15 protein-coding genes are annotated in these 16026 nt (G+C 55.5%); 7 read left to right on the forward strand and 8 right to left on the reverse strand.

Going from position 1 to position 16026, the window contains the following annotated elements; genetic code table 11:
- Positions 1-21 precede the first annotated feature (21 nt).
- The 3 genes from deoD to E1297_RS44405 all read right to left on the reverse strand — a co-directional run bounded on the left by deoD (position 22) and on the right by E1297_RS44405 (position 3166).
- Positions 22-735, reverse strand: coding sequence for a purine-nucleoside phosphorylase (deoD, locus tag E1297_RS44395; RefSeq protein WP_155149870.1), 714 nt, complete (start codon positions 733-735; stop codon positions 22-24).
- Positions 736-754: 19 nt separating this feature from the next.
- The gene (locus tag E1297_RS44400) at positions 755-1036 is read right to left on the reverse strand and encodes an H-NS family nucleoid-associated regulatory protein (protein ID WP_209016360.1); all 282 of its coding nucleotides are present in this window, start codon (positions 1034-1036) and stop codon (positions 755-757) included.
- 162 nt (positions 1037-1198) lie between these two features.
- On the reverse strand, positions 1199-3166 hold the full coding sequence (locus tag E1297_RS44405) for a protein meaA (protein ID WP_155149871.1): 1968 nt from the start codon (positions 3164-3166) through the stop codon (positions 1199-1201).
- A gap of 147 nt (positions 3167-3313) precedes the next feature.
- Here E1297_RS44405 and E1297_RS44410 point away from each other — a divergent pair, with 147 nt between their 5' ends.
- The 7 genes from E1297_RS44410 (at position 3314) to E1297_RS44440 (ending at position 10222) form a co-directional block, all read left to right on the forward strand.
- The gene (locus E1297_RS44410; RefSeq protein WP_155149873.1) at positions 3314-4702 is read left to right on the forward strand and encodes a 1-acyl-sn-glycerol-3-phosphate acyltransferase; all 1389 of its coding nucleotides are present in this window, start codon (positions 3314-3316) and stop codon (positions 4700-4702) included.
- Between the two features lie 111 nt (positions 4703-4813).
- Positions 4814-6100 carry a crotonyl-CoA carboxylase/reductase gene (gene ccrA, locus E1297_RS44415; protein ID WP_155149875.1) on the forward strand — a complete coding sequence of 429 codons (1287 nt, stop codon included), beginning with the start codon at positions 4814-4816 and terminating at the stop codon, positions 6098-6100.
- A gap of 205 nt (positions 6101-6305) precedes the next feature.
- Positions 6306-6524, forward strand: a complete 219-nt coding sequence (locus E1297_RS44420) for a hypothetical protein (protein WP_155149877.1) — start codon at positions 6306-6308, stop codon at positions 6522-6524.
- Positions 6481-7182: a LuxR family transcriptional regulator gene (locus tag E1297_RS44425; RefSeq protein ID WP_209016361.1), complete on the forward strand. Its 702-nt coding sequence runs from the start codon at positions 6481-6483 to the stop codon at positions 7180-7182. The genes E1297_RS44420 and E1297_RS44425 overlap by 44 nt, the downstream gene beginning before the upstream one ends.
- A gap of 83 nt (positions 7183-7265) precedes the next feature.
- Positions 7266-7904, forward strand: a complete 639-nt coding sequence (locus tag E1297_RS44430; protein WP_155149881.1) for an acyl-homoserine-lactone synthase — start codon at positions 7266-7268, stop codon at positions 7902-7904.
- A 60-nt stretch (positions 7905-7964) separates the two neighbouring features.
- Positions 7965-9497, forward strand: a complete 1533-nt coding sequence (locus tag E1297_RS44435; protein WP_155149883.1) for an ATP-dependent RecD-like DNA helicase — start codon at positions 7965-7967, stop codon at positions 9495-9497.
- The gene (locus tag E1297_RS44440; RefSeq protein WP_155149885.1) at positions 9494-10222 is read left to right on the forward strand and encodes an SDR family oxidoreductase; all 729 of its coding nucleotides are present in this window, start codon (positions 9494-9496) and stop codon (positions 10220-10222) included. The genes E1297_RS44435 and E1297_RS44440 overlap by 4 nt, the downstream gene beginning before the upstream one ends.
- Positions 10223-10225: 3 nt before the next feature.
- Here E1297_RS44440 and E1297_RS44445 read toward each other — a convergent pair whose 3' ends face one another.
- The 5 genes from E1297_RS44445 to E1297_RS44465 form a co-directional block, all read right to left on the reverse strand.
- Positions 10226-10990 (reverse strand): TIGR02186 family protein, encoded by a 765-nt coding sequence (locus tag E1297_RS44445; protein WP_209016362.1) that lies wholly within the window; start codon positions 10988-10990, stop codon positions 10226-10228.
- 1 nt (position 10991) lies between these two features.
- Positions 10992-11912 carry a sulfite exporter TauE/SafE family protein gene (locus E1297_RS44450; protein WP_155149889.1) on the reverse strand — a complete coding sequence of 307 codons (921 nt, stop codon included), beginning with the start codon at positions 11910-11912 and terminating at the stop codon, positions 10992-10994.
- A gap of 366 nt (positions 11913-12278) precedes the next feature.
- Positions 12279-13247: an ABC transporter permease gene (locus tag E1297_RS44455; protein WP_155149891.1), complete on the reverse strand. Its 969-nt coding sequence runs from the start codon at positions 13245-13247 to the stop codon at positions 12279-12281.
- On the reverse strand, positions 13247-14341 hold the full coding sequence (locus E1297_RS44460) for an ABC transporter permease (RefSeq protein WP_155149893.1): 1095 nt from the start codon (positions 14339-14341) through the stop codon (positions 13247-13249). The genes E1297_RS44455 and E1297_RS44460 overlap by 1 nt, the downstream gene beginning before the upstream one ends.
- A gap of 1 nt (position 14342) precedes the next feature.
- A complete protein-coding gene (locus E1297_RS44465) occupies positions 14343-15872 on the reverse strand; it encodes an ABC transporter ATP-binding protein (protein ID WP_155149895.1) in 1530 nt (509 codons plus the stop codon).
- Between the last annotated feature and the right edge of the window lie 154 nt (positions 15873-16026).

Below are 16026 nucleotides of genomic sequence, written 5' to 3' on the forward strand. Positions count from 1 at the left end.
CGCGCCCTTCCTCATCACGTATTATGCAATTCCGGGAAACGCAGCCTGGAGGGCGATTTCCACCATGTCGCCAAAGCTGCGTTCGCGTTCAGACGAAGGCAGCGCCTCGCCGGTCAACAAATGATCTGACACGGTAAGAACCGCCAGCGCACGGCACTTATGGCGTGCAGCCAGAATGTAAAGCTCTGCAGCTTCCATTTCGACACCAAGAATGCCATGGCGAACCATCTGTTCGTTCAGATCTGGTCGTTCGTCATAGAAGACATCCGAAGAATAGATGCCACCTACATGAGTGGGTGTTCCCTTTGCTTCAGCCGCCTTGGCTGCTGCCTGCAGCAGTCCCCAGTCGGCGCAGGGTGCGAAATTTAGTTCTTTCATGATGCCACGCGAAGGTGTGCTGAGCGTTGTCGAGGTCATCGCCAAAATCACATCGCGTACGTTCACGCTGTCCTGCATTCCACCGCAAGACCCAATCCGGATCAAAGTTTTAGCGCCATAGTCGCGGATCAGTTCGTTGACGTATATCGATAGAGACGGCATCCCCATGCCGCTTCCTTGGATGGTGACGGGATTGCCGTTCCAGGTTCCTGTAAACCCAAGCATCCCGCGTACGTCATTAACCTGCCGCACTTCGCTCAGAAACGTTTCAGCCGCCCACTTCGCACGATATGGATCGCCGGGCAAAAGAACGGTTTCTGCAATATCACCTTTTTCTGCGCCAATATGAATTGTCATTTCGAGGCCAAAGCTCCGTTCAGATTTCCAGATCGGAAATATCAGCACCCGCTTTCAGCGCGTCGTGAACCCATTGCGGTTTGCGGCCGCGACCAGTCCAGGTTTGTGCCGGATCAGCAGGATTTCTGTATTTCGGCTTGGCTTTCGTACCTTTTGACGACCGCAGAGCGTCGGCCGAAAGCTCGGAAAGCGAGAAGCCGAATTCCGCAGCTGCCTTTTCAGCTGCTTTTAAAGCTTCCTGACGTTCACGAATTTCAGCACCTTTTAGTGCTTTTTCAACTTGGTCACGCAATTCCAGCAATTCCTTGCGTGACATCTTTTCAAGATTGATCCCCATCATTCTTCTCCGTACGACACATATTATTCGTAGACACAGTCGCCCACGTTAATTCCATTCATCGTCTTTATCTATTCCTTTTCAGATATGGAATAGATACGGGGAATTTGACGGTATTTGCCGCCTCTATTCAGCAGCGAGCGATTGCGGATCTACCAAAGTAACGATATCGCCCATGATTGCGTTTAATTCAAAGTTTTTGGGCGTGTAGATTTTGGATACACCCATCGACTTCAATTTTTCAGCATCCTCGTCAGGGATAATGCCACCAACGACAACCGGGATATTATCTAACCCTGCTTCACGCAAACGTTTCATGACATCTTCAACCAGCGGCAGGTGGCTGCCGGACAGGATCGAAAGCCCGATGACATGCGCGTCGTCTTCAACTGCAGCGGTCACGATCTCTTCCGGGGTCAGTCGGATACCCTCATAGCTGATGTCCATACCACAATCACGCGCGCGGAATGCGATTTGCTCGGCCCCGTTTGAATGCCCATCCAAACCTGGTTTACCCACGAGGAATTTCAGCCTGCGTCCAAGTTTGTCGCTGACCGCATCAACGGCCGCGCGCAGGTCATCCAGACCCTCGGTTTTGTTCGAGACAGATCCTGATACGCCTGTCGGGCCGCGATATGTGCCGTAGACTTTGCGCATTTCCTCAGCCCATTCGCCGGTGGTTACGCCAGCTTTGGCTGCAGCGATCGAAGGCCCCATGACATTTGCACCGGATTGCGCGGCTTCGCGCAGCGCGTTCAGGGCCGCTGCGACAGCGGCATCGTCACGCTCTGACCGCCATTCGTTCAGACGGGCGATCTGTTCCTGTTCAACCGCGGGGTCAACCACCATGATGCCGCCATCTTCGGTTTGTAGTGGTGATGGCTCACCTTCGGTCCACTTGTTCACGCCGACCACGACGGTTTCGTTGCGCTCAATACGATTAAGGCGTTCGGCATTGGAATCGACCAAACGCGACTTCATGTATTCGATCGAAGCAACGGCACCGCCCATCGCCTCCAGATTGGCCAGCTCAGCATGGGCGCCGTCCTTCAGTTCCTCGACTTTCGCGTCGACCACCGGATTGCCGTCGAACAGATCACCATATTCAAGAAGATCCGTTTCATAAGCCAAGATCTGTTGCATGCGCATTGACCACTGCTGGTCCCATGGGCGGGGCAGGCCAAGGGCTTCGTTCCACGCTGGCAACTGCACCGCGCGGGCGCGCGCTTTCTTGGACAGTGTCACGGCCAGCATCTCGATCAGGATGCGATAGACGTTGTTTTCCGGCTGCTGTTCGGTCAGGCCCAGCGAGTTGACCTGAACACCGTAACGGAATCGGCGGAACTTGGGGTCTTCGACACCATATCGCTGTTGCAGAATCTCATCCCAAAGATCGACGAATGCCCGCATTTTGCACATCTCAGTAACAAAACGGATGCCGGCATTCACAAAAAACGAAATGCGGCCGCACAGAGCAGGGAAATCTTCAGCTGGAACCCTTGGTCGCAACTCATCCAGAACTGCAATCGCGGTGGCCAGCGCATATGCCAGTTCCTGCTCGGGCGTCGCGCCCGCCTCTTGCAGGTGATAGGAACACACATTCATCGGGTTCCATTTAGGTACATTCGTGTAGCAGTACTCAGCCACATCAGCGATCATCTTCAACGATGGTTTTGGCGGGCAGACATATGTGCCGCGGCTGAGATATTCCTTGATCAGATCATTCTGCACCGTGCCCTGCAGTTTGGCGACATCAGCCCCCTGCTCTTCGGCCACGGCGATATAAAGTGCCAGTAACCAAGGGGCTGTGGCGTTGATCGTCATCGAGGTGTTCATTTGCTCAAGCGGAATCTGATCGAACAGAACCCGCATGTCCCCCAGATGGCAGACGGGCACGCCAACTTTACCCACTTCACCGCGCGCGAGCGTATGATCGCTGTCATAGCCAGTCTGTGTGGGCAGATCGAAAGCTACGGACAGGCCGGTCTGACCTTTAGCCAGATTGGCACGGTACAACTGGTTCGAGGCTTTGGCGGTAGAGTGACCAGCATATGTTCGGATGAGCCAGGGGCGATCTTTCTGCATCGGAGTCATAATTTGAGCCTCGCATCTGGGTGGGTAACAAAATTACGTACACAGGTTCTAAATCGCAATTTTTGGGATATGTCAATTCGCTGCGTTGCGGCATGTGCGAGTTTCTTGAGATTGTGAGCAATCGAGTTTGATGGCAGTGTGCCCCTCATGACTCAGACCGTGGAACTTCCGCTTTGGCTGTTTGTGCTGATCGTGGTTTTTGCTGCGGTCACCTTTGCTTCGCATTTCCTGTTTCCATCGGTGCGCTGGTTTTTTCGCCGTCGGCTTGAAAAGGCCGTGGCCCGGTTGAATGAACGCCTGCAGCGGCCAATTCAGCCGTTCAAACTTGCACGGCGGCATGACATGATTCAGCGTCTGATCTATGATCCGCAGGTCGCTAAAGCGGCGCAGGTCCATGCGCATGAAACGGACATTCCCGAAGGGGTCGCATACGAACAGGCCCGGAGATACGCGCGAGAGATCGTCCCTTCATTCTCGGCTTTTACCTACTTCAGCTTTGCCATTCGCGTTGCGCGTTTGCTGAGCAACGCCTTCTATAACGTTCGACTTAGCTATGAAGATGAAAATGCGCTGAAGGAAATCGATCCCCAAGCGACTGTAGTCTTCGTCATGAACCACCGCAGCAATATGGATTATGTGCTGGTGACCTATCTGGCGGCGCAGCAATCTGCATTGTCGTATGCCGTTGGCGAATGGGCGAGGGTCTGGCCGCTCAGCCGCCTGATCCGGGCTATGGGCGCTTACTTTATTCGGCGCAAATCTGGCAGCGACCTCTATCGCCAGGTTCTGGCTAGCTATGTTCGCCTTGCCACGGAAGCAGGTGTGACCCAGGCGATGTTCCCCGAAGGTGGTCTGAGTTTGACGGGCGCGCCAGGCCGACCAAAGCTGGGACTACTGAAGTATATCATCGACGGTACAACGCCCGAAGGTCGTGACGTGGTTTTCGTTCCTGTTGCGCTCAACTATGACCGGGTTTTGGAAGACACCATTCTGACAGCCGCTGCTGAGAATTCCGAACGACGGTTCCGCGCCAGAATCGGAGTGATCACACGTTGGAGCCTGAAGCAGATCTGGCGCCGTCTGATCGGCCGCTACAAACGCTTTGGGATCGCTTCGGTTCGTTACGGGATGCCAATTTCACTCCACGATTTTCGTGAATGCGAGAGCCGGGACCTGATGACCGATCTGGCGCGGGAACTGATGAAGCGGATTGGGCATGCCATCCCCATCGTGCCCGCACCCGCGGCTTGCTGGATTGTTCGCGAGGAAGGGCCAATGCCAGAAGATCAGGTGAAGGCCCGGATCAGTGATCTTATGCGAAGTGAGGGTGGAGTGCGTGAAACCGATTCTGTCGCGATTACGGAGGCGATCGATCAACTGGTTGAACGCAGAATCCTTTGTCGCGAAAGCGGGAATTTGAAACCCTCTGTCGAGCGATTGAATCTCATGAACTACTATGCTGCGTCGGCTGCTTTGGAAAAGAATGAGGCGTATGCTGCGATAGCGAAAGAAAATTCTGCAACTGCAGGGTCATAAAATTACAAATTTGATCCAAAAACTATTGCATTATTGCTTTACGGCCAATATTCCATCTTCTGAGGCCGCGATTCTGCGTCGCGGCAAAAGAAATGATTAAAGGAGGCCAACATGGCTCTGGACACCGACAGCGGCATCGCGTCGTACGAGGCACCGGAAAAAGACCTCTATGAGATGGGTGAAATCCCCCCGATGGGATATGTCCCGAAACAAATGTACGCTTGGGCCATTCGGAAAGAGCGTCATGGTGAGCCGGATACGGCCATGCAGCTCGAAGTCGTAGACGTGCCTAAGCTGGACAGCCATGAAGTTCTGGTTCTCGTTATGGCGGCCGGTGTGAACTACAACGGCGTATGGGCATCGCTGGGTAAGCCGATCAGCCCGTTTGACGGCCATGGTCAGCCTTTCCACATCGCAGGTTCTGATGCTTCGGGCATCGTCTGGGCCGTTGGTGACAAGGTCAAGCGCTGGAAAGTCGGCGACGAGGTCGTGATCCACTGCAACCAGGATGATGGTGACGACGAAGCCTGCAACGGCGGCGACCCGATGTATTCGGACAGCCAGCGGATCTGGGGCTATGAAACACCCGACGGTTCTTTCGCGCAGTTCACCAACGTTCAGGCTCAGCAGTTGATGCCGCGTCCCAAGCATCTGACCTGGGAAGAAAGCGCCTGCTACACGCTGACGCTGGCAACCGCATACCGTATGCTGTTTGGCCACGAGCCTCACGATCTGAAGCCGGGCCAGAACGTTCTGGTTTGGGGCGCATCGGGTGGTCTGGGTTCCTACGCAATCCAGCTGATCAATACAGCAGGCGCAAACGCGATCGGCGTGATCTCGGATGAAAGCAAGCGTGACTTTGTCATGGGGCTTGGCGCCAAAGGCGTTCTGAACCGCAAGGACTTCAACTGCTGGGGGCAGCTGCCCACAGTGAACACGCCGGAATATGCCGAGTGGTTCAAAGAGGCCCGCAAATTCGGCAAGGCCATCTGGGATATCACCGGTAAGGGCGTAAACGTCGACATGGTGTTCGAGCACCCGGGCGAAAGCACCTTCCCGGTTTCGACCTTCGTCGTGAAAAAAGGCGGTATGGTCGTGATCTGTGCTGGCACCACCGGCTATAACCTGACCTTTGACGTGCGCTACATGTGGATGCACCAGAAGCGCCTGCAGGGTTCGCACTTTGCGCATCTCAAGCAAGCTTCGGCCGCAAACCAGCTGATGGTTGAACGCCGTCTGGACCCGTGCATGTCCGAAGTGTTCACCTGGCAGGACCTGCCCGAAGCGCACATGAAGATGATGCGTAACGAACACAAGCCGGGCAACATGTCGGTACTGGTTCAGGCTCCGCGTACAGGTATGCGTACTCTGGAAGAAGTTCTGGAAGCACGCGGCTAATACGTACAATCTTAAGTATAGACACCTGCGAATCGCTTTTGCGGCTCGCAGGTGTTTCTGTTTTTGAAATATGATATTATTTTACAATGACTTAACTAGTTCGCCCTCACTATTTTTGGGGAGTAGAAAGCAGTGAATAGGCAAAAAAAACTTCTACATGCTATGGTTGTGTTAACCCTTCGTTAACTATTTCGGGGAGACCCTGATGGCGCAAAATGAGTGGATATTGGACGTCCTGTCGGACCTCAACGCTTTCGCTGTTGCCAACGGGTTGAGCGCACTTGCCGAGCAGCTTGATGATACACGGTTGATTGCGGCGGCCGAGATCGCGTCCCTGAACGATGAGGCATCAGCGCCTGCGAATGGGAACAAAATTCGATTTGAGCCAGATCCCCGAAGATTTGGAAAACACCAGCACGCTTGATGAGTTAAGTCAGGTCGCCATTCGACTGCGAGACCGGCTCGAAATCGAGCATATTATCTATCACTGGGTTGATGGCGCGGGCGACCAATACGGTTACACAACCTATCCCGACGCATGGGCCGAACGTTATCGCGAAAGAAACTACCACAGAATCGACCCGGTCATCTTAGGCTGCTTTCAGCGTTTTCATCCTGTTGACTGGAAAAAGCTCGATTGGTCCAGCAAGGTTGCCAAAGCTTTTCTACAGGACGCTCTGGACCACGGTGTCGGAAATCAGGGGTATTCGATCCCCTTGCGAGGTCCAAATGGTCAGTTTGCGTTGTTTACGGTCAATCACACCTGCAATGACGTCCAGTGGGAGGAATTCGTCACCACTTATGGGCGCGAACTGATCCTTATTGCTCACTATTTCAATCGAAAGGCACTGGAGTTTGAGCGTGACCGGCAACCCGATGCGGCACGTGGTCTTTCCCCGCGCGAGGTTGATGCGATGACGCTTCTGGCGCTGGGCTACAGCCGGGCTCAAGTCGCGCATTCGCTCTCGATCTCAGAGCATACATTGCGTGTTTACATCGAGAGCGCCCGGTCAAAGCTGGGTGCTTTGAATACCACGCACGCAATCGCGACGGCGCTAAGTCGAGGATTAATAGTCGTTTAAGCAACGCCCGGTCGTCGAACCGAATATTAACCACGAGTTTGTACCCCCTTCGTTCCAGCACTGGACGACAAGGGGAACAAGTCATGCTGCGCTATCTGTATGCCGATGAGCTGCACAAATATCCAAAACTGGCCGAGGGAATGTTTCGGGATCGCGCCGATCAGTTCAAAACCCGATTGGGTTGGGACGTCAAAATTAACGAAAAGGGGGAAGAGCGGGATCAGTATGATGACCTGAACCCGATTTATGTCATCTGGGAAGAGCCTGATGGCAGTCATGGTGGGTCGATGCGCATTCTGCCGACCACCGGACCCGTTATGATCAACGAGGTTTTCGGACACCTGACTGGCGGCAGCCCGATACGAAGCCCGCTTATCTGGGAAGTAACGCGGTTTTGCCTGTCTCGTACAGCCAGTCCGCACACCGCTGGCGCGATTATGCTGAGTGGTGGCGAGGTGATGGAAGGCTTTGGGTTGACCCACATCGCAGGTGTGTTCGACGCCCGCATGATCCGGATTTACCGGCTTATAGGGTCGTCCCCAATGGTATTGGGTTCCGAAGGAAAGGGACGGGATCAGATATCGGTTGGCTTGTGGCCATACTCTGCTGACGATTGCAATCGCGTAGCAGAGCGGGCGGGCATTCCGCGTGAGCTGTCCCGGCTGTGGTTCAAGACATCATTTGGCAGTGCAACGCAGCATCGTTTCGCGCTGTCTGCCTGATTTCTGAGAAAACAAAATCCACATCTGGTGGAGGGTGGCGTGGCCCTGTAGGGTCGCGCCATGTCCTTGCCCCAAGTTACCTATTCCGAAGATCAGGCCGCCGCATTTGACAGTATCGCTGAGATGCTGCGAACAGCAGGTGTCGACCTTGAAGACGATGCGCTGCTCAAGCTGCCCGGCACCGGTAAATCGGGTGTCATGGCGGTGATCGGCAAGGCTGGATCGGGCAAAACGCTTTTGCTGGCCGAACTCTACAAAGCCTTGGCTGAAACGGGTGTTAATCTGGTTTCCGGAGATTTCGAAAGCCGTAAGTCACGTGATAAACGCAGCCTTGCCATCCTGGCCCCTACCAACAAGGCGGCGAGTGTTCTGCGACTGCGCGGCGTACCGGCGACGACAATTCACCGTATCCTCTACACACCGGTTTATGATCCGGAATACGAACGCATCGCTGAATGGCTGGCGGGCAACGATGAAAGGCCCGAGATTGAGGGGCTGACAGATGAAGCCCTCGACCGTGCTGCAGCGTTTTATCAAAACAACAAATCGATCCCGGGCGCCCTAGCGGCAGCAGGCCTGCGCGGTTCCGATTTCATCACCGGCTGGAAACGCCGGGATGAACCGTTGGACATCGGGTTTGTCGATGAAGCATCGATGTTGGACGACCGTCAGTTCGAGGATCTGCAGGAGATCTTTCCGACCCTGTTGCTGTTTGGTGACCCGGCCCAGCTGGCACCGGTGAACCAGTCCGGTTCAATGGTGTTCGAGGGTTTGCCCGAACCGCGAAAGCTGACTTTGCACCGGGTGCACAGACAAGATGCCGACAACCCCATTTTGGATCTGGCGCACGCGTTGGCAGATCCTGCGTTGGGGTTCGAGGATTTTGAACGTCTGATTGAAGAAACTGCGCGCAAAGACGATCGCGTTGTCTGGGGACAGCGGGTTGAGGTGGATTTGATGGCGCGCAGCCCGGTGCTCGTATGGCGCAATGCAACGCGTATTCGATTGATACAGGCCTTCCGACAAGTTCACCATGCGCCGGAAACCGAGTTGTTGGAAGGTGAGCCCCTGATTTGCGATGGCATCGAGCTGCCTCTGAAACACCGAAAGAAACGGCTGGATCTAGAAGCGCGCGGGCTGATCAAGGGCGCTCAGGTCATATATCTTGGCCCCGGACGCAAACCGGGTTTTTCACGCCTGCACGTGATGGGGGCTGAGGATCCTCAGGTCAGTGCTGCTTCCATCGTTCAAATTGAAAAGCCGGACGAGGAAGAGCCTTTCATTCCATATGCTGCCCGCATGGGTGCAACCTTTCTGCACGGCGCTGCGGTCACGATTCACAAGGCACAGGGTTCACAGTGGGATACCGTTCAGGTCTTTGCCCCGGACATCTACGCTGCTGCCCGTATGGGCCGGACCGAGGCTGGCCAACCCCTGTGGAAGCGCCTTGCCTATGTTGCGATTACACGCGCTCAAGAACGGTTGATCTGGGTGGTTCGCAACCGATTGTCAAAGCCAACGCATCCGCTGCGTGTGGACGATCTGCGTGCAATCCCTGCGGCGTCTTTGACATTGGAGGCTGAAGAAACATGAAATCGATCATCGTAACCGGCGCCAGCTCTGGTATTGGTCGCGCGACGGCAGAGCTGTTTCTGGAACAGGGGTGGACAGTCGGCATCCTCGCCCGCGGTGCGGATACGCTGAATGCGATGGCCAAGGCACATTCGAATGCGATTCCGTTGGTCGCGGATGTGGCTGACCCGGATGCGGTCACCGGGGCATTTCAGACATTTGCGGAACACACAGATCGTCTGGATGTGCTTTTCAACAATGCAGGTGTATTTGCACCGGGCGGTAAGATAGATGAGATCGCCCTGGATGCCTGGTATCAGACCGTAAACGTGAACCTGAACGGCATGTTCCTGTGCGCTCGCGAAGCCTTCAAAACGATGCGCAACCAGTCGCCGCAGGGCGGGCGGATCATCAACAACGGTTCAATCGCCGCGCATGTGCCGCGCCCGAACTCGGTACATTACACGGCGACCAAACACGCGATAACAGGATTGACCCGCAGCCTGTCATTGGATGGTCGCGAGCTGGGGATTGCCTGTGGTCAGATCGATATCGGCAACGCCCGCACACCGATGGTGCAGGGGCTGGTCGATGCAGCCATCGCGGAAGGGAATGAGCCCGATCCGACCATGGCTGTCGCAGATGCCGCCAAATCGGTTCTGCACATGGCTAACCTGCCAGCCGAAGCAAATGTGCAGTTCATGACCGTTATGGCAACGACCATGCCTTACATTGGCAGGGGATGACCGTCAGTTTTCCCGCAGCATCCGGAATGCCGTCGATGCGCCCCAACCTGCGGCAATCGCAATGACCAGTGACATCAGCCCGTACCAAATGGGCTGCTCACGGGACATATTGTAGAGGAACCGTTCCAGCCCCACCTTGCGCACATCGATGGTTGTTTCGAGCTGCGATACGACCTCACCGCCACGCGTCAGAAAGATACGTGCGACATAGTCCCCTTCGGTCAGGTCTGCAGGCATTTCGATTGATGTACGAAACAGGGTCTGTTGATCGACGGCAACCGTGTTCTCACGGATCGAATACAGATCCTCTGCTTCGCGGATCCGAATTACGGCGTCTGCAAATTCCTGTGCACCTCGGATATGCATCGCTGCTCCGACCGACCGGATCGCACGTTCGATTGAAATCCGATACCGAAGGTCTTCGGTGTCGGTAATGATGTCATCGAACGGAGCGCTGGTCGCAACCGCGTAGAAACTGGGTGCGGAATCGACCAGTACGCTGTCAACATTCACCCAAATCCCGAATTTCTTTTCTTTGCGTCTGACCGTGACGGGTTTTGAAGGACCTACGACCGAGACGATAACTTCCAGTGGCGGTCCCGCTGGAATCGGGGCTTCGCGTTTGACGGCGCCAAAAATCAGGATTTCCGACCCATCAAAGTTGGCTGTGATAGCGACGCGATCCTGGCTAAGACCCAGTACAACTTGTTCTTCCGAGGCAAAGGCGGGAAGGCAGATCAGGCAAAAGGCGGCAATCAGGCGATACATGTCAGTGCCCTCCGCCATCGCCGAGCGAAAACAGCTCGGACGGTTGCAGCAATAGATCCAATGCCAACTTGCCGCAAACCACCAGTACCAGTGCGGCCAGAAGGACCCGCAACTGTTCTGCAGGCATCCGCGCGCCGATGACGGTGCCGATTTGTGCTCCGACGACGCCACCAACCAGCAGCAGGACTGCGAGCACGACATCAACCGTATAGTTCGTTGTGGCATGCAGCATGGTGGTGAATGCGGTCACAAAGATGATCTGAAACAGCGACGTTCCGACAACCACTTTGGTCGGCATCCCCAACAGATAGATCATTGCGGGCACCATAATGAATCCGCCGCCAACACCCATGATGGCAGACAGAACACCGACAAACAGGCCGACGACCAGCGGTGGAATGACCGAGATATACAGGCCCGAAGTGCGGAAGCGCATCTTGAACGGCATCGCATGAATCCAGCCCCGCTGTCGTCTTTTAGGTGGCGAGGCGTCTGCTCTGCGGGATTTGCGCAGGGCGTTCAGGCTTTCGATGAACATCAGGCTGCCGATGATGCCCAAGAACACCACATAACAAAGCTTGACCAGCAGATCGACCTGCCCAAGGCTTTTGAGATAGTTGAACACCACGACACCAAGCGCGGCGCCCGTCAATCCCCCGATCAACAGGACCGTACCCATCCTGAGATCGACCGTCTTTCGTCGAAAATGTGCGAGCACACCTGAAAAGGATGAGGCGACAATCTGGTTGGCTTCGGTCGCAACAGCGACGGCAGGTGGGATGCCGATAAAGAACAGCAGGGGGGTCATCAGAAACCCGCCACCCACGCCGAACATACCGGACAGAATTCCCACCATTCCGCCAAGGCCAAACAACAGAAAGGCGTTTACGGAGACTTCGGCTATCGGGAGATATATTTGCATGTTGTTTTCTAGACGAGCCTGGCTGAGCGGCGCAACGCGACACAAACACCTGTATCGTAAAGATCAGGTGACATGTGGCAAAACGCTCGCAGTTTGCTTGTCAGTCCAAGATAGAAACCGGATGTGCCCTGAACGACGCGCATAATGACTGGCCCCCGGTTCGGTTAACGAAATTGGTCTGTGAACGTGATCGGGCCCAATACGGGTTGCGGCAGAGACCCTCGTCAAAAGTTCAAGGGCCGTGGAAACCTCCGCTATAGGGCGGGACACATGCATATCCCTTTAGAGCGGTTGCGGCATGCAAAATCAACTCTGCATGCCGCTTTGCAGCGAACAGGACTGAAGTTCTGTTCTGAACTGGCCTTATCAGCGTTCCTTGACGTATGGTTCGCCACCTGCACGGGGCGGAACCGCCTTGCCGACAAAACCTGCCAGGATCACAACCGTCAGGATGTATGGCAGGGCATCCATGACCTGAACCGGTATGACGATGCCACCCAGATCAATGTTCTGGAACCGCAGGGCGATGGCCTGAAGCAATCCGAACAGCAAACAGGCCCACATCGCGTGCCAAGGCCGCCATTTCGCAAAGATCAATGCGGCAAGTGCGATAAAGCCACGGCCTGCCGTCATGTCCTTCACGAAACCCGCTTGCAACGCGGTGGCAAGGTAAGCTCCGGCGATACCACAAAGCACGCCGCAGATCGCAACGGCGGCATAGCGCAGCCCAACGACCGATACGCCTGCCGTATCAACAGCGGCCGGGTTTTCACCTACCGCACGCAAGCGCAGGCCAAAGCGGGTACGGAAAAGCACCCACCATGTGGCCGGAACCATCAGAAACGCGACATAGACCAGAATCGAATGGCCCGACAGCAGCTCGGAATAGATCGGGCCGATGATCGGGACACCGCTCAGCGCGTCGGCAAAGGGAAACTCGATCGGTGAAAAGCGACCGCCGTCAAACAGGGATGGCGTGCGCCCGCCTTGTTGGAACCAGCTTTGCGCCACAAGGACTGTCATGCCAGCCGCAAGGAAATTGATCGCAACCCCCGAGATAAGCTGATTTCCCCGGAAGGTGATCGACGCCAAACCGTGCAGCCCCGACAAAACCAGTGACGAAGCAATCCCGGCCAGCAAACCGAGCCAGACCGATCCTGTTACAGCCGCGATTGCAGCTGAGAAGAATGCAGCCATCAGCATCTTGCCTTCAAGGCCGATGTCGAAAATGCCCGCGCGCTCGGAATAGAGGCCCGCCAGACAGGCAAGCAACAGCGGAGTGGCCAGACGGATTGTGGAATCCAGAACCTGGATGAGCGTAATGAAGAACTCCATCACTCGGCCCCCTTCCGCAGACTTAGGAACAGCTTTTCAAGCGGCATGCGCACCATGTTGTCCAGCGCTCCGGTGAACAGGATAACAAGCGCCTGGATCACAACGATCAACTCGCGCGGAATCGATGTCCAGAGAGCAAGCTCAGCCCCGCCCTGATAGAGGAACCCGAATAGGATCGCGGCCAGGAACACGCCAAAGGGATGCGAACGGCCCATCAGCGCCACAGCGATACCGATAAATCCAGCTCCTTCAGTGGAGTTCAGAACCAGCCGTTCCGCTTCACCCATGACGTTGTTGATCGCCATCATTCCTGCAAGCGCACCGGAGATCAGCATCGCAATAATGGTGATCCGTACAGGAGAAATACCTGCATAAACCGCACCGGTTTCTGAATGACCATAGGCACGAATTTCATAACCCAATCGCGTGCGCCAGATCAGCGCCCAGACAACGACGCAGGCAAGAATTGCCACAAAGAACGAGATGTTGGCAGGAGCACCCCGGAAGACCACATTCTCAGCGGTGGAGAACATGGACTGGAAAGTTGGCAGATGGACCGCTTCGGGGAACCGTGCAGTTGCCGGGTCCATCGAACCTTGCGGGCGCATCACATTGACCAGCATATAGTTTAGGAAGGCTGCAGCGATGAAGTTGAACATGATCGTGGTGATCACGATGTGGCTGCCGCGTTTGGCCTGCAAATAGGCAGGGATCGCAGCCCAGGCGGCACCAAAGAGCATTGAGCCGGCGCAAGCAGCAAGCAATGCGATACTCCAGTGAGGCCATGGGATATACAGACAGACCATGGCCACGCCGAGACCACCTAACATTGCCTGACCTTCACCACCGATGTTGAACAGGCGTGCGTGAAACGCGACGGCTACCGCCAAACCCGTGAACATGAAGTTGGTGGCGTAGTAGAGGGTATAACCCCAACCATAGGTCGACCCCAGTGCGCCGGTGACCATCAGGTTCACCGCCTCGACCGGATTTTCTCCGATGGCGAGGATGACCAGCGCCGACAGGATTGCTGCCAATATCAGACTGATCAACGGGATCAGAACGACATCAGCCCATTTGGGCATTTTATCCATGTTACGCGGCCTCCCCCGCAACACCGGCCATCAACAGGCCCAGTTCTTTTTCATCTGTTTCATGAGGCAGGCGTTCGCCCATGATATGTCCGTCAAACATCACTGCGATCCGGTCTGAAAGTGAGAATATCTCTTCCAATTCGACCGACACCAACAGGATCGCTTTTCCCTGATCACGCAGGGCAACGATTTGCTTGTGAATGAACTCGATCGCGCCGATATCTACGCCACGCGTTGGTTGTCCCACAAGCAGCAGGTCAGGATTACGCTCGATTTCTCGTGCAACCACGATTTTTTGCTGGTTACCGCCCGAGAAGTTTTTGGCCGCCAGCCATCCATTTGGCGGGCGCACGTCAAACTTCTCAATCTTGCGTTCGGTATCGGCACGCAGTGCCGCGTTGTCCATGAAAATCCCGCGCTTGTAGGCCGAGTCACGGTGATAACCGAAGGCCACGTTCTCCCAGGCGTGGAAATCCATGATCAGACCTTCGCGCTGACGGTCTTCGGGAACGTGCGCGATATGCTGCGCGCGGCGGGCCTGACCATCAGATCCCGGCCCGCTGAGGGCAAGCGGAGTGCCGTTCAGCTTGATGGTCCCGTGACCAGGGCGCATTCCGCCCAGAACTTCCAGCAGTTCGGATTGACCATTGCCGGCCACACCGGCAATGCCGACGATCTCGCCCGCGCGAACGTTTAGATTGATGCCTTTGACGCGTTCGACACCGGCCTCGTCGCTGACACGCAGGTTTTCGATTTCCAGTATCGGTTTGCCAGGCTGTGCAGGGACCTTGTCCACCTGCAACAGTACCTTACGGCCAACCATCAGCTCAGCCAGTTCCTCGGGATTAGTTTCAGAGGTTTTGACCGTCGCTGTCATTTGTCCGCGCCGCATGACCGATACGGTATCTGTGGCTTCCATGATCTCGCGCAGCTTATGCGTGATCAGGATGATAGTTTTACCCTCTTGCCGTAGGCGATCTAGGATGCGGAACAGCTGATCCGCCTCGGCCGGGGTCAAAACGCCGGTTGGTTCATCAAGAATCAGAATCTCAGCCCGGCGGTAAAGCGCCTTGAGGATTTCGACCCGCTGCTGTGCACCCACGCCGATTTCATCGATGCGTTTGTCCGGATCGACGAAGAGTTCGTACTCTTCCTCAAGCTCTTTCAGTTCTTTGCGCGCTTTGGTCAGAGACGGCCCCAACAGGCCGCCGTCCTCTGCACCCAGAACGATGTTTTCCAGAACGGTGAAATTCTCAACCAGCTTGAAGTGCTGGAACACCATGCCGATGCCTGCGGCGATTGCGGCCTGGCTGTCGGGGATGTCGGTCTTTTGACCATTGATCCAGATCTCACCTTTGTCGGCTTTGTAAAAGCCGTAGAGAATGCTCATCAGCGTGGATTTGCCCGCACCGTTTTCACCGATGATCCCATGGATCGTACCGGGGGCGACGCTGATGGAAATGTCTTTGTTGGCCTGAACCGGCCCAAAGGCTTTGGATATCCCTTTGAGCTCAATGGCGGGGACGGTCATGTCTTGTCCTCAATTGCCGAAAGGGCCGCTGCGACACCATAACTGCAGTGCGCGAACAGCGGCAGAGTGGATGCGGGACGGGGGTGCCCCCGTCCCACGCGATATCAGAACTGCAGTGCGGGGCAGCTGTCGTTCTCGTAGTAGCTGACAACAG

This window comes from Roseibium sp. RKSG952 (genome assembly GCF_009711355.1).